Origin of the sequence: Bradyrhizobium sp. Gha, assembly GCF_900113735.1 — a bacterium.
Taxonomy (GTDB): Bacteria; Pseudomonadota; Alphaproteobacteria; order Rhizobiales; family Xanthobacteraceae; genus Bradyrhizobium.
Window position 1 is genome coordinate 128,582 of record NZ_FOQM01000006.1, and the last position, 15,233, is coordinate 143,814.

Annotated in this window: 10 protein-coding genes; 6 read left to right on the plus strand and 4 right to left on the minus strand. The window is 65.6% G+C overall.

Annotated features, from left to right (window positions below; genetic code table 11):
* Positions 1–61 precede the first annotated feature (61 nt).
* From BM222_RS11210 to BM222_RS11220, 3 genes are all read right to left on the minus strand, one after another.
* A complete protein-coding gene (locus BM222_RS11210; protein ID WP_092228326.1) occupies positions 62–1,723 on the minus strand; it encodes a SulP family inorganic anion transporter in 1,662 nt (553 codons plus the stop codon).
* A gap of 201 nt (positions 1,724–1,924) precedes the next feature.
* Complete coding sequence (locus BM222_RS11215; RefSeq protein WP_092228327.1) at positions 1,925–3,415, minus strand: caspase family protein; 1,491 nt, start codon at positions 3,413–3,415, stop codon at positions 1,925–1,927.
* A 131-nt stretch (positions 3,416–3,546) separates the two neighbouring features.
* Positions 3,547–4,467, minus strand: coding sequence for a LysR family transcriptional regulator (locus BM222_RS11220; protein WP_092228328.1), 921 nt, complete (start codon positions 4,465–4,467; stop codon positions 3,547–3,549).
* A gap of 95 nt (positions 4,468–4,562) precedes the next feature.
* Between BM222_RS11220 and BM222_RS11225 the strand changes: the two genes are divergently transcribed.
* From BM222_RS11225 to BM222_RS11250, 6 genes are all read left to right on the plus strand, one after another.
* Positions 4,563–5,006: a DoxX family protein gene (locus BM222_RS11225; RefSeq protein ID WP_092228429.1), complete on the plus strand. Its 444-nt coding sequence runs from the start codon at positions 4,563–4,565 to the stop codon at positions 5,004–5,006.
* Between the two features lie 341 nt (positions 5,007–5,347).
* Positions 5,348–6,379, plus strand: a complete 1,032-nt coding sequence (locus tag BM222_RS11230) for a TRAP transporter substrate-binding protein (protein WP_177243150.1) — start codon at positions 5,348–5,350, stop codon at positions 6,377–6,379.
* A gap of 1 nt (position 6,380) precedes the next feature.
* The gene (locus BM222_RS11235) at positions 6,381–8,240 is read left to right on the plus strand and encodes a TRAP transporter large permease (RefSeq protein WP_092228329.1); all 1,860 of its coding nucleotides are present in this window, start codon (positions 6,381–6,383) and stop codon (positions 8,238–8,240) included.
* 12 nt (positions 8,241–8,252) lie between these two features.
* Positions 8,253–9,230: a hydroxyacid dehydrogenase gene (locus BM222_RS11240; RefSeq protein WP_092228330.1), complete on the plus strand. Its 978-nt coding sequence runs from the start codon at positions 8,253–8,255 to the stop codon at positions 9,228–9,230.
* Positions 9,231–9,451: 221 nt separating this feature from the next.
* Complete coding sequence (locus tag BM222_RS11245) at positions 9,452–12,037, plus strand: EAL domain-containing protein (RefSeq protein WP_092228431.1); 2,586 nt, start codon at positions 9,452–9,454, stop codon at positions 12,035–12,037.
* Between the two features lie 103 nt (positions 12,038–12,140).
* On the plus strand, positions 12,141–13,355 hold the full coding sequence (locus BM222_RS11250; protein WP_092228331.1) for an ABC transporter substrate-binding protein: 1,215 nt from the start codon (positions 12,141–12,143) through the stop codon (positions 13,353–13,355).
* 51 nt (positions 13,356–13,406) lie between these two features.
* Here BM222_RS11250 and BM222_RS11255 read toward each other — a convergent pair whose 3' ends face one another.
* Entirely contained in the window at positions 13,407–15,176 is a 1,770-nt protein-coding gene (locus BM222_RS11255) for a peptidoglycan-binding protein (RefSeq protein WP_092228432.1), read from the minus strand.
* Between the last annotated feature and the right edge of the window lie 57 nt (positions 15,177–15,233).

Sequence of the window (15,233 nt, forward strand, 5' to 3'; positions counted from 1 at the left end):
CCGCGCCGACCTCTCCCGCAAGCGGAGAGGTGCAAGCGGGCCAATGCAATGCGATCAGGCGCTACTTCGCCAGTCTGTGCACGGCCTCGTCCACGCTGTGGAAGACGTGCTCCCTCGGCAGGACATCGAACAATTTGAAACGCTCGAACGCGTCCTGTGCGCGCACCGATTCCAGCCGGGCCACCGCGACCGTGACGCCTTGCGCGCTGCACGCCTTGAAGATGTCGAGCAGGATCTGCGCGGCGGTGAAGTCGATCTCGACCATGCCACTCGCCTCCAGCACCAGCAATTGCGGCGTGGCTGCCGTGATGACCTTGCTCACGTCGCTGCGGAAAGCCGGCGCGTTGAGGAAGGACAGCGGCGCCTGAAGTCCGATCACCGCGACGCCATTGACGCGCTCGCCGGTGATATGCGGATGCGCCGGCCACCAGATCGTGGTGCCCGGCACGCGCTCGAACTCAACCAGTCTGGCGCGCATGGTGCTCCAGATGCCGTGCAGCAGCGAGAGCATGATGCCCAGGAATGCGCCCTGCTGGATCGGCAGCACGATGATCAGTGCGGCGGTGGTGACGATCAGCAGGAATTCGCTGAACGACTGGCGGTAGATCGTGACGATCTGCTTCACACGGATGATCCGTAGCGCGACGAACAGCAGGATGCCGCCGAGGGCTGCGTCAGGCACATGGCGCAACAATCCCGTTCCGAGGGCGAGCAACAACAGCACGATCACGGCCGCCGCAAGCCCTGCGAGCTGCGATTGTCCGCCCGTCTCGGCGACGATGCCCGTGCGCGGCGGGCTGGCGTTGACCGGGAACGCGCCGAACAGACCCGATAATACGCTGCCGGCGCCGGCGCCGGCAAAGTCGCGATCGACATCGGCGGGCTTGTCGGGATCGGACGGGAAGGACCGCGTGGTGGCCGCGGTCTGCACCATCACGACGACGGTGATCACGAAGGCGAGGGGAACGAGTCGGACCCATAGCTCCGGCGCCAGATCAGGGAAGGTCGGCCGCGGCAGCGTGCCGGGTACCACGCCGACGACGTTGACGCCCTTGCTCTCGAGGCCGAGCGCGATCGTCGCCAGCGTGGCGGCAACGAGCCCGATCAGCGCGCCCGGGATTTTCGGGCTGATGCTCTCGGAAACGAAGACCACCGCCAGCACGCCGAAGCCAATGCAGAACGTGACAGGATTGGTGCGGCCGATCTCGGTTGCAAGCACGCCGATGCGATCGAGCGTCGGTCCGCTTGGCGATTCCAGGCCCAGCACGCCAGGCAATTGCGACACGATGATATGGACGGAAATGCCGGCGAGAAAGCCGATCATCACCGGCATCGACAACAGGTTCGCGATGCCGCCGAGCCGGAACGAGCCGCCGGCGAGCATCATCGCGCCGACCATCAAGGCCAGCGCGATCGCAAGGCTCTGATATTCAGGCGAGCCGGCCGCTGCGAGCGCGGCAAGGCCGCCGGCAAAGATCGGCGTGATCGTGGAATCGGCGCCGCAGGAGAGGAAGCGATTGCCGCCGAGCAGCGCAAAACCGAGCGAGCCCGCCATGAACGCGAAGAATCCGATCTGCGGCGCGAAGCCGCCGAGCCTCGCGGTCGCCATCTGCTCGGGGATCGCGATGGCCGCGAGCGTCAGCCCCGCCAAGAGGTCGCCGGGCAGGGAATAGGATGCGAGCGAGCGGAAGACCGGCCATGCGTGCTTGGCGTCGTTTGGCATCGACGAAAAATCCCCGAACGTCCTGAGTCTGTCGATCAGACTACAGCATTTCCGGAAGAGAGGCAGGGTGCGGCCTCTCTATCGTCATTGCGAGCGGAGCGAAGCAATCGAGAATCCCTCCGCGGAAAGAGACTCTGGATTGCTTCGCTCCGCTCGCAATGACGGAGGGCAAGTTCGCCCTCCGCTTCGCGATCGGTGATCTCAGTATCTGTTACTGCGGCCGTAATCGCCGTGCCCCATCTCGCCGCCGCGGCCGCCGCCGCCCATCCCCATGCCGATGCCAATCCCGATGCCGATGCCTTGCATCACGGCGCCGGGCGGCGGGCCTTGCGGCGGCGCGCGTTCGACGACAACCTCGTCAGGCGGTGGCCGGCGCTTCGGCGGCGTGTCGACGACCTTGCGCTTTGCCGGCGGTGGCGTGTCGTCGACGCGCTTCTTGATGACAGGCGCAACCGTCGGATTGATCGGCGTGGCCGGCGGCGTCGGGGCCGAGCAGGGGCAGGTCGGCGCCATGGCGACGGCAACCGGGACAGCGGCGGCCGCAACCGGCAAGGCATAATTGCGGTTCTGCACGCGGAGCAGCAGCCGGCGCGCGGTGGCGGCGAGATCGCTGCTGTCCCAATTCGCGAGATAAGCCTCGTAGGAGGCGCGGGTGTTGATCGCCACCGCGCGGTCCCATGCCAGCATCTGGCGCCGCCGCTCCAGCACCGTGCGCAGCCGCGGGGTGCGGATGTCCTGCGCGTACAGCTCGATATAGGCCTGATACGCAGGCACGGTGTCGTCGGCGATCACGAGATCATAGGCGACCTTGGCGTCCTTGCCCTGCAGATCCTTGCGCCAGTCCTCGACGCTGCGGGTGGCGCTGGCGAGCGCCATCGCGTTGGCGCCGGGAGCAGCAGGCGGCTGGTTGCTGCTCTCGCCGAAGAACCTGAAGTCTGTGGTCAGCGACGAGCTTTCCCAGGGGATCTGCCGCCCGTCGGTGGATTGCGCCACCGCGATGCGGATGCGCTTGAACACTTCCTCGATCGGGATGTTCGGTTGCCTGGCGACGGTCAGTGCGGCCGTGGTGTAGGGACTGTCGGCGCCCGAGCCGTCCTCGGCTTCGGCCCCTGGCGAGGTCGAATATGAAATAAAGGAGCCCGGTGCACCCGCCTTGGTGTCGACGATGGCGAGGCCATGGCCGGCGCCTGACAGCGCCGGGAAGGGATTGTTGCGGCAGGCATCGAGCATGAAGATGCGGGCCCGCGTCGGCAGCGCGCCGAGCGTATTGAGCAGATCGTTGAGCCGCACGCCCTGCAGCGGAATGTCGGCCTCGCGCTTGGGATCGAGATCGACAGGCACGAGATAGTTCTCGCCGTCGATCTGCAGGCCGTGGCCGGCATAGAACACCAGCGCGATGGTGTCGGCGCCGCTGGCGCTGACTTTGCCGGCGAAGTCCGAGATCGCCTGGCGCATCTCGTTCTGCGCGAGGTTCGGCGCTGCGGTGACGGTGAAGCCGGCATTGCCGAGCAGTTCGGCCATGCCCTTGGCGTCATTGGCGGCATTGGGCAGCTCCGGCACCGTACGATAGGCGGATTGGCCGATCACCAGCGCGAGCCGGGCTTCGGCTGCAGCCTGGGACGGCGTCATCAACTGAGTGAGCGCAACGAGACCGGAGGCAAGAACTAATTGACGAAGAAGTGGGCGGCGCATGGTGTCACCTCCATCGGCAATGGCGCGAGGATGCCTCCTTCTCTAGTCGACCGCCATTGCTCTGTCTGTGCGCTAGCTCACGCTCGAGCAGATCGGGGAGGCATCTGCCGAGCTGACGCGTCATTGCCACGTCAAAACAGTCCACGATCCCAAGGGGGCTCTGGCCCGAAGCGCGCGGCGAGGAAATCGATGAAGGCGCGCACCTTCGCCGGCGGACGACGATCCGGCAGGTAGACCGCGTGCACCGCGGAGGACTGCATCTCCGGCTGGTCGAGCGGCAGCGCCACCAGCGTGCCGGCGCGCAGATCGTCGGCCACGATGAAGGTCGGCTGTCGCGCGAGGCCAAGGCCGGCCAGCGTCGCCGCACGCAGCGCATCGCCATTGTTGGCACGCAGGTTTCCGGAGACCTGGACGCGGATCTCACCTTCCGCGCCGAACAGCCATTCCGCCGCGCTGGCCTGCTGGGAGAGCGTGTAGCCGAGGCAATTATGCGCGGCGAGGTCGGCCACGCTGCGCGGCGTGCCGTGTTTGGCCAGATAGGACGGCGCAGCGCAGACCACCAGCCGGTTCGGCGCGAGCCTGCGCGCCACCATCGCGGAGTCGCGCAGCTTGCCGATGCGGATCGCGAGATCCCAGCCTTCCTCGGCGAGATCGACGAGACGATCATTGAGGCCGAGCTCGAGCGTGACCTCGGGATGGCGTTCCGAGAAGTCCGCAATGAGCGGCGCGATCTGCCTTGTGCCGAACACGACAGGCACGTTGACCCGCAATGATCCGCGCGGCTCGACGCGCTCGCGCGCGACCGCGGCATCGGCCGTCTCCATGTCGGCAAGGATCCGCTCCGAGGACTCGAGATAGAGGCGGCCGGCCTCGGTGATCGACAGCCGCCGCGTGGTGCGGTGGAACAGCTTGATGCCGAGCCGCGCCTCCAGCGCGGCGACATGCTTGGTGACCATGGTCTGCGACAGGCCCATCGCCCGGGCCGCGCCGGACAGGCTGCCGTTGGCCGCCACCTTGGCGAAGACCTCCAGGCTGGTCAGGCGGTCGAGCATTTATTTCACTCCAATAGTGTGAAGTATATTTCTAAAATAGCGTATTATCATTCTCCTGAGAATAGATCATACAGCGGCCAACAATGGAGACCGCTATGATCGATTCCCGTACCGCTCCCTACGCCGCGCTGGTGCTGCGCGTGACCTTGGGGGCGTTGTTCCTGGCCCACGCTGGCCTGAAGCTGTTCATTTTCACCCCCGCAGGCACTGCAAAGTTCTTTGGCAGCCTCGGCTTCCCGCCCGAGCTCGCCTACCTCGTCATGACCGTGGAAGTTCTCAGCGGCATTGCCCTGATCCTCGGACTGTGGACCCGCTATGCGGCGCTTGCCGGCATCCCGATCCTGCTCGGCGCGATCTTCACCGTGCATGGTGCCGCCGGCTTCTTCTTCACCAATCCGAAGGGCGGCTGGGAATACCCGGCGTTCTGGGCGATCGCACTGGCCGCGCAGGCGCTGCTCGGCGATGGGGCCTTCGCGCTGCGGCCTTCGCGCGATGTCGAGGCGGCGAACGGACAGCTGAGCATCGCGTCGTCCCGCTGACGTCAGTCGTATCATTGAAATGCGAGAGCTGCGGGATCTCGGTCCCGCAGCTTTTTGCTGCCTGCCCATCGATCTGCGTTCGGCATCGATCCATACCTGAATTGGATCGATCTACGTCAATCTTGCAGCCCGTCGTTCGGTCGCGTTGCAGCATGGCTGAAAACATCGGCAATCATAGGCATTCCCCAGCCATCTTTGCCGCGCGCTTGCCACTTGCGCGCTCGCCTCGCCCCCAGCCGCGAGCCTTGCCTGCCCCGTCGCTTTGGCCATACTCTCCGCGCAACAGGCCGTGGCGACGACCGCGGCTGCAAAACAAAACAAGAATATCGGGGAGAGACACCATGACCATCGTGCCATTCAGCCGGCGCACGTTCCTCAAGTCGTCGACCGCGCTGACCGCCGGCCTCGTGCTCTCTCCCGCCATCATCGGCCGCGCGGAGGCTGCGACGCTGAAGCTGAAATGCTCCTCCTCGCTGCCGAACGATCCCAAATTCGCCAACGGCCGCGTCTACTACGACAACCTCGTCAAGAATTTGAAGGGCAACGGGCTCGGCGACCAAGTTGAGGTCGCCTTCTTCCCGGATAACCAGCTCGGCCAGGAAATCGACGTCATCAATTCGGTGAAGCTCGGCGTCATCGATCTCATGGTGTCGGGCTCGTCGATATCAGCCAATCTGGTGCCGCTGGTCGGCACCTTTGATCTCGGCTTTCTGTTCTCGAGCTTTCCGCAGCAGACCAAGGCGTTCGAGGCCGGCGCGGCCAAGCCGATCGAGGATGCGCTGCTCAAGGGCAGCAACATCCGCATCATCGCCTGGGCCTACAATTTCGGCTCGCGCAGCGTGCTCGCCAGGAAGCCGGTGAAGACGCCGGAGGATCTCGCGGGTCTCAAGATCCGAACGCTACCCAATCCCGTCATCACGGAATGCCTGCGGCTGATGGGTGCCGCCGCGACACCGCTGGCGTTCGGCGAAATCTACACGGCGTTGCAGGCCGGCGTGCTCGACGGTCTCGAGCACGATCCGCCGACGATCCTCGCCAGCAAGTTCTATGAGACGGCAAAATTCTACGCGCTGACGCAGCACAATTTCTCGCCGCTCGCGATCTACTTCAGCGACATGACGTTCAACCGCATGGATCCGAAGCTGCGCGAGGGCTTCCTCGACGCCGCGAAGAAAGCGGCGGTCGACACGCGCGCCCATGGGCTCGCGGTCGAGAAGGAGGCACTGGCGGCGCTCACCGAGAAGGGCGTGACGGTGGCCGAGTGCGACCGCGAGGCCTTCAAGAAGCGGGTGGCGCCGCAGACCGACAATTTCATCAAGGCGCGGCCGGAGTCCAAGGCGGTCATCGACATCATTCGTTCGACCCAAGCCTGAGATGGTGGTGGCAGAAGCCGTACCGCTCCCGAGCCGCCGCAACGGCGGCATCGCGTTGCTGCTGCGTTGCAGCGACGCGATCGCGGCCGTTCTGCTGGCCGCCGATCTCGCGGTCGTTTGCGGCTCCGTGCTGCTGCGCTTCTTCTTCGATGCGCCCGTCGAATGGTCCGACGACGTCGCGCGCGGATTGATGGTCGGCTCCGCCTTCTTCGGCGCGGCAAGCGCGCTCGCGCGCGGCGAGAATGTCGGCGTGTCCTTCTTCCGCGATCTGCTGCCGCTGCGGCTGCGGACGCTGGTCGATGCCGCCAGCGCCGTGCTCGTCGTGCTGATCTCCGCCTATGTCGCCTACAACGCGATCAAGCTGGGCTCGCTGACATCAGGGCAGACCACCGGTTCGGGCCTGCCGCTGGAGCTCACTTTCTATCCGATGGGCATCGGCGCGTTGTTCATGACGGTGTTCGCCATCGATCATCTCTGCGCGCGGCCGCTTCCGGACATCGTCGAAGGCCTGATCGCCATCGCTGTGGTGACCGGCCTGTATCTCATCTGGGACTACCTGTCCCCTTCATCGGTGCCATCGGCGGGCATGCTGATGCTGATCGGCTTCTTTGCCACGCTGTTCGGCGGCTTGCCGATCGGTTTCGCGCTGGCGCTGGCCGCCCTGATTTTCATCTGGGTCGAGGGCGCACTGCCCGGCGTGATCTTCGCCCAGCAGATGGCGCGCGGCATCGACAATTTCGTGTTGCTGGCGATCCCGTTCTTCATCCTCGTCGGCTACCTCATGGAAGCCAACGGAATGTCGGTGCGGCTGATCGAGCTGTTGCAGCGCGTGGTCGGTCGCATGCGCGGCGGCCTCAACGTCGTGATGGTGGCCTCGATGGTGCTGTTCTCGGGCATCTCGGGCTCGAAGATGGCCGATGTCGCCGCCGTCGGCTCCGTGCTGATCCCGGCGGCGCGCCGCTCGAGGCAGAATCCGGGCAGTGCGGTGGCGCTGCTCGCCGCGTCCGCGGTGATGGCGGAGACCATCCCGCCCTGCATCAACCTGATCATTCTGGGCTTCGTCGCGAACCTTTCGATCGGCGGCCTGTTCATGGCAGGGCTGCTGCCGGCGGCGCTGATGGCGGCGGTGCTGATCGCGTTCTCCATCATCTCAGGCAAGCCGCCTGATGACGCCGAAGAGGTCGAGCCGCAGGTGCCGGTTTCGGGCCTGTGGAGCGGCGCGCTCGCCTCGTTCGGGCTGATCTTCATGATCTTCTTCGGCTTCAAGAGCGGCTTCGCCACGGCCACGGAGATCTCCGCCTTTGCCGTCGCCTACGCCCTTGTCGTCGGCAGCGTGGTGTTCCGCGAGCTCAACCTCAGATCGGCCGCGCGTAGTTTCGTGCAGGCGGCCACGCGTGCAGGCCTGGTGCTGTTCATCGTCGCCGCCGCGCAGTCTCTCGCATTCACGCTGACCTTGCAGCAGGTGCCGCATGCGGTCGGCGAGTTCATGCTGGGACTGTCCAGGACCTCGGGCATCTGGCTGTTCATGCTGCTGGCGATCGCTGTGCTGATCGTGATGGGCTCGGTTCTGGAAGGCGCGGCCGCGCTCATCATCTTCGGGCCGCTGCTGTTGCCGGTCGCGGTGCAGCTCGGCATCGATCCCCTGCATTTCGGCGTGGTGCTTGTCATCGCGATGGGCATCGGCCTGTTCGCGCCGCCGCTCGGGCTCGGCCTTTACGGCGCATGTTTGATCGGCAACGTGCCGATCGAGCAGACGGTAAAGCCGATCCTGGGCTATCTCGGCCTCTTGTTCCTCTGCCTGCTCGTGATCGCCTTCGTGCCATGGCTCTCGACCGCGCTGCCGCGCGCATTCGGCTACTGAAGGAGTGCTGCCGTGAAAGTCCTGCTGGCCCACACGCCGGAGATGCGCCGCAATTATTACGGCGATCGCAGCCTGAACGGCCTGCGCGCCCTTGCCGATGTGATCCTGCATGAGGGCGACCAGGCGCTCGACTCGGCTAACCTCGTCAAAGTGGCCGAGGACGCCGACATCATCGTCGCCGATCGTATGACTGAAGGCCGCGGCGAGATATTTGCGCAGCTGCCGCGCCTGCGCGCCTTCGTCCGCTGCGCCGTCGACATCCGCAACGTCGATGTCGAAGCCGCCTCGCAAGCCGGCGTGCTGGTGACCCGCGCCGGCCCGGGCTTCGTGCAGGCGGTGGCCGAGCTGGCGATCGGCTTCATGGTCGATCTCTCGCGCGGCGTGTCGCGGGCCACAGCTGATTATCAGGCGGGCCGCAAGCCGGAGGCGCGGATGGGCCGGCAGCTCGCCGGCAGCCGGATTGGCATCATCGGCTATGGCAGCATCGGGCGCTATCTCGCCGAAATCGCCAAGGTGATGCGCATGGAGGTGCTGGTCTCCGATCCCTTCGCCGATGTCGGCGACAGCGCGATCAGGCAAGTCGGCCTCGACGAGCTGCTCGGGGCTTCGGACTTCGTCGTCTGCCTTGCTGTTGCCAACGAGCAGACCGAAAAACTGATCGGAGAGGCGGCGCTGGCGCGCATGCAGAAGCATGCCGTCTTCATCAATCTCTCGCGCGGCAATCTCGTCGACGAGGCCGCGCTCGCGAAGGCGCTGTTGGAGAAACGCATCGCCGGTGCCGCGATGGATGTCGGCCGCGCGCCCGACCAGATGCCGACGCCGGAGCTGGCAAAGCTTCCCAACGTCGTCGCGACGCCGCATGTCGGCGGCCTGACGCCGCAGGCGATCGAGTACCAGTCGCTGGAAACGGTGCGGCAGGTTGATGCCATCATCAACGGCGAGGCCCCGCAGGGCGCCGTCAACGCCGACCGCTGGACGCGGAGGGCGTGACCGTCTCTGAATAAACGCCGCGTGAGCCCATCGGCCGGCTGCACGGGCTTGTGGCGCCGAACGGGTTCCGTCTGCGCCGCATTGCCTCGGCGGCTTTCGCGGAATCTTAAGCATGTCGCGGCTTGGCCGAACGCCGGCGGGTTGCAAGAACGTCTTGGACACCATCGAAGCGTTAGCCTCGGGCCGATTTTCGCAGCTTTGCGGTGGATCCGGATCCGACGATGCCAGCGCGCCACGCCCCTGAGACCGAAATGCCTGACGCGCTGCGTGCGGCACTCGAATGCGCCGACGACGGCATCGTCATCGTCGATGGCGCGCGTCGCATCACGCATTTCAATGCGGGCGCAGAGCGGATCTGGAAGCTGGCGCGCGCCGACGCGCTCGGCGGCGATGCCGCAATTCTCACTCTCAAATGCCTTCAGGCCGATCCGGTCGTGGATTTCCGCGACGAGATCAGCCTGGTGCGGCGCGACGGCAGCCGGATCAAGGCGATGATCGCATTGTCCTCAGTGACCATCGGCGGCGCGAGCCGTCACATCGTATTCGCGCGCGACGTCACCGCGGACGCCGAGCGTCGCGTCAGGATCGGGCTGCTCAACGCGGTCTCGGACCAGACCAATCGCGCGGTGCTCATCACCGACGTCGAGCAGAACATCCGCTACGTCAATTCCTCCTTCACGACGCTGTTCGGTTACACCAGCGCCGAGGCGGAGGGACGGCGCGCGGCCGAACTCATCGCCGGTTGCCACACCAACCGCACGGCCATCGCCAGGCTCCTCAAGCGGCTCGTCGCTGGCGGACGGCGCGGCGAAGTCGAGACGCTGGTCTACACCAAGCACGGCGAGGAGATCTGGGTGTGTGCCCGGATCGACGCCTTCCGCGACAAGAAGGGCCGCGTCAAGCACATCTTCGCGCTGCTCGAGGACATCACCGAGAGCAAACAGCTGCGCTCGCTGCAGCAGCTCATCATGGGCGCGCTCGCCGACGAGGTGCCGATCACGGAGATTGCCGACCGGCTGTGCCGCCGCGTCGAGGAGATCGCGCCCGACGTCGTCTGCTCGCTGCTGCACGTCGATGCCGCAGGCCTGATCCACCCGCTTGGCGGCCCGAGCCTGCCCGAGGACTATTCCCGTGCACTGGATGGCATCGCCATCGGCCCCGATGTCGGCTCCTGCGGCACCGCCGCCTTCTACGGGGAGCCGGTTCTGGCTGAAGATCTCGACACCGATTCGCGCTGGCAGCCTTACAAGGCCATGCCGCTGGCGATCGGCTTGCGTGCCTGTTGGTCGACCCCGGTCAAGGCCAAGGACGGCCGTGTCATTGCGACGTTCGCCTTTTACTATCGCGAGCGGCGCGCGCCGAGCAGCTGGCACCGGCGCATCGTCGACGCCTGCGTCAACCTCGGCGCCTTCGCGATCGAGCGCAAGGAGGCGCGCGCCGAGATCGCGCGGCTCGCCTATCACGACATCCTCACCGGCCTGCCCAACCGCGCGCAGCTGCGGCACCTGATCACCACCGCGATCGATGCCTGTCCGACCGGCAGCCACGTCGCGCTCGCCTTCCTCGACGTCGACCGTTTCAAGGACGTCAACGACACGCTCGGCCATGCCGCCGGCGACGAGCTCCTGATCCAGCTGGCGCAGCGCCTGCGCGAGCAGATCGGGCCTCAGGACATGCTGGGCCGGCTCGGCGGCGACGAATTCGTCATCCTGCTGCCGCATCGCGATGCCGAGGGCGCCGAGCGCGTCGCGTCGCGTATCGCCGAGGCCCTGGCCGCGCCTTTTCGGCTCGGGTCGAAGCCGATGGCGATGTCGGCCAGCATCGGCATCAGCCTCTATCCCGATCATGCCACCGACATCGACACGCTGATGCAGCAGGCTGACGCCGCCATGTACATGGCCAAGCAGGCGGGCCGGTCGACCCATCGCATGTTCTCTGCCGAGATGAACGGGCTTGCCGAGCAGCGACTGGCGATGATCGCCGCGCTCCGCCGGGCCGTCGCGGAGGGGGTGCTGACGCTCAGCTATCAGCCGCAGATCCGCACCAGCGACGGCAACGTCCACGGCGTCGAGGCGCTGGCGCGCTGGCACGATGCAACGCTGGGCGAGGTCTCGCCCGCGAAATTCATTCCGCTCGCGGAAGAATGCGGCCTGATCGAGCAGATCGGCCTGTGGTCGGTGCGCGAGGCCTGCCGGCAAATGGCGCGCTGGCGCCGGGCCGGGCTCAACGTCCCCAGCGTCTCCGTCAACCTGTCGCCGCTCAACTTCCGCAACGTCACGCTGGCCGCGCGGCTCAAGGACGTCCTCGCCGAACACGCGCTGCCGCCGGACGCGCTGATGCTCGAGATCACGGAAGGAACTTTCATGCAGGACGGCGCTGCCGCGCTGGAGACGATGCATGCGATCCGCGCGATCGGCATCGGCCTGTCCGTGGACGATTTCGGCACCGGCTATTCGAGCCTGAGCCGGCTTGCCCATCTGCCGATCCGCGAGCTGAAGATCGACCGCAGTTTCATGCGCGACGTCGACAAGGATGCCGGCGCGCTCGCCATCGCGACTGCCGTCGTGCGCGTCGGCCAGGGCCTCGGCCTGACCGTCGTAGCCGAAGGCGTGGAGACCGAAGGCCAGCGCAAGATGCTGGCCGAGCTCGGCTGCGACGTCATCCAGGGCTTCCTCTATGCCCCCGCGCTCGCGCCTTTCGCCTTCGAGCGCTGGCTGATCGAGCATTGCGCGGAACAGGCGAGGGCGATGCTCGGCCGGCTCGATGTCGCAGCGGCTGGTCGCGATGCGGTGAAACGGTCGGCCTAAGCGGCTCCCGAGCAGAGCGACTTAACGGGTCGACATTCCACGGGGCCGAGATCATGATCCGCGCAGACGTCGCGCAAACAGCGACGCGACAGGGAGAAGTTTCATGCGTTGTTGCATTGCAGTGGCGGCAGTCGCCAGCTTCGGCATTCTATCGAGCTCGGTCTGCTTCGCCGCCGACAAGCAGTACGATCCCGGCGCCAGCGATACCGAGATCAAGATCGGGCAGACGATGCCTTATAGCGGGCCGGCGTCGGCCTATGGCACGCAGGGCAGGGCGGAGGCCGCCTACTGGAAGATGATCAACAGCCAGGGCGGCATCAACGGCCGCAAGATCAACTTCCTCAGCATGGACGACGGCTACAGCCCGCCGAAGACGGTGGAGCAGACGCGCAAGCTCGTGGAGCAGGACGAGATCCTGGCCGACATCGGTTCGCTGGGCACGCCGACGAATTCCGCCATCCAGAAATATCTGAACGGCAAGCGCATTCCGCACCTGCTGATCTCGACCGGCGCCTCGAAGTGGAACGATGCGAAGAGCTTTCCCTGGACGACGCCGTTCTATCCGCCTTACGCGCAGGAAGCCAAGATCTACGCCAAGTACATCCTCAAGGAGCTTCCCAACGCGAAGATCGGCGTGATCTATCAGAACGACGATTTCGGCAAGGACTACCTGAAGGGTTTCAAGGAGGGCCTCGGCGAGAAGGCTGATCTCATCATCAAGGAGCTCAGTTATGAGGTGACCGATCCCACGATCGATTCCCAGATCGTCACTCTGAAGAGCGCCGGTGCCGACGTCCTGATGACGATCGCCACGCCAAAATTCGGTGCGCAGGCGATCCGCAAGGTCACCGATCTCGCCTGGAAGCCGACGCATTTCATCGTGTCGGTTGCAAGCTCGATCGGCGGCGTGCTCGAGCCAGCCGGGTTGGAAGCGTCCACCGGCCTGATCACGGCGCTGGCATTCAAGGTCGTCGGCGACCCCGCATGGGATTCTGATCAGGGCGTGCAGGACTATCTGGCGTTCATGAAGCAGTGGTATCCGGACGGAAATCCGATCGACGGCAGCAACCAGGTCGGTTACACCTCCGCGCAGTTCACGGCGCTCATCCTGAAGAATTGCGGCGACGTGCTGACACGCGAAAACGTCTTGAAGCAGGCCACCAACATCAGCAAGGCCTCGCTGCCGCTTCTCCTGCCCGGCATCACGGTCTCGGTGACGCCAACGGACTATTCCACGTTCGACACGTTCAAGCTGGCGAAGTTCGACGGCAAGACCTGGAAGTTCTTCGGCGAGAACCTGAGCACGGCATCGCGCTGAGGACAGCCAAAAGCCCCGCCAGAGGCGGGGCTTGAGACGTCACCGGCCGGGTTACTTCTTGGCCGGCTGCCCAGACGTCGACGGCGGCGGGGCATTGTTCTGGTTGGTCTGTCCAGTCTGCGTGCTCTGGTTGGTGCTGGGCTGACTGGTCGACTGGTTGGCGCTCGGCGCTGGGGCCTGGCCGGTGGTCTGGCCTGCTGGCGGTTTTGTGCTGGCCTGGCCCGAGTTCGCGGGCTGGTTCTGCTGCGCCTGGCCAGATGTGGACGGCTGGTTCTGCGGAGCCTGACCCGTGGTCTGGTTCTGCTGCGCCGGCGCGTTGCTCTGACCGGTGCTTTGTCCGGTCGTGTTCTGCGGCATCGACTGGTTATTCCCGCCCTGGCCGACCCTCGTCGACTGACCCTGCGTGGCGTTGATCTGATTGGATACGCCAAGCGCAGCGACGGTGCGGCTGTCGATCGAGCCGGTGGCCTGGAAGCCTTCCTGTCGCTGGAAGGAGATCAGCGCGCGGCGCGTTTCCGGCCCGAGGACGCCGTCCGCTTCGCCGGACAGCATGCCGCGCTGGATCAGGACGCGCTGGACGACGCGGATCTCGTCGGGGCTGAGATCGAGCGCGGCAACGCTGCTGCTGCCGTCGCTCGAGCTGCCGCGGCGGGCATAATGCGTCCGCGGACCGGCGGGAATGACGTCGACGATCCGGCGGCTCCGGTCGGTGACGACGATCTCGTCATCGACGACGAAGAAGCTGTCGTCGCGGTAGTCAGGATAGACGTCGATCAGCGCGGGATAATCCGCAACCGAGATCACCGAGATGTTCTGCGGCACCACCACGCCGGAATCGACGCGGAAGTTGATCGCGTTGTCGTTGACCCGCACGCGCTCCACATTGCGGGAATTCAGGACCGATTGTTGCAGCCGTGTCTCCTGCTGCGCGCTCAGCTGCACGCGGCCGGACATGCTCTGGGTCGTCCCGTTCTGACTCTGCGCCTGAGCGTTGGCCTGTCCTTGCGTGTTGGCGCCGGTCGCCGTGCCCTGCGCGCTCTGACCCTGGGTGTTGTTATTGCCCGTGTTTGCGCCGGTGGTGGTCTTGCTCTGATCCTGCGCGTTCTTGTTCTGCGCGTCGCTCTTGGTGTTCGCGCCGGTCGTGGTGGTGTTCGGAGCCTGCGCATTCCTGCCCTGGGCATTCTTCTCTTGTGCGCTCTTGTCGTGAGCCGTCTTGTCCTGAGCACTCTTGTCCTGTGCGCTCTTGTCTTGCGCAGCCTTGTCTTGCGCACTCTTGTCCCGGGCGTTGTCCTTGGTATTGGCGCCCGTCGTCGCGCTCTTGTTCTGCTCTGCGCCCTGCGACTGATGCTTGCGGTCGTCGCGGCTCTGCCCGACGGTCTGGTTCTTCTGTTCGCTCTTGTCGTTCTCGGATTTGGACTGACGCGCGTGGTCGCGATCGCTGTGCGACTGTCCGACGGTCTGGTCCTTGCCTTGCCTTTCATGCTCTGATTGAGACTGGCGCACATTCTCGCGATCGCGGGCCTGGCCCACGGTCTGCTTGTCGCTCTTGTCGCCCTTGTCAGCGGCGCGCCTGCTATCCTGCATGGCGGAGGAACCCTCGGCCCGGCCGCCGGCGCGGTCCTGCGCCATGCCTTCGCTGTGGGAAGCACCGCCCGCGCCATGCGACATCGCACCGGTGGAATGTTCCGCAGCACCACCGCTGGAGGTTCCGCCGCCGGCACCTTCGCGCATGCCCTGCGCCGAGCCCTGCACGGACGCCAGGCTGACGCCGGCGAGCAGCACTGCCGTGGTCAGCAGGAACTTTTTCTTTCCAATGTTCATCTCGATCTCCTTGAGTTTGTGATTGCGCTTGCGCTGGTCCTGTCGCGGCCGCGCGTG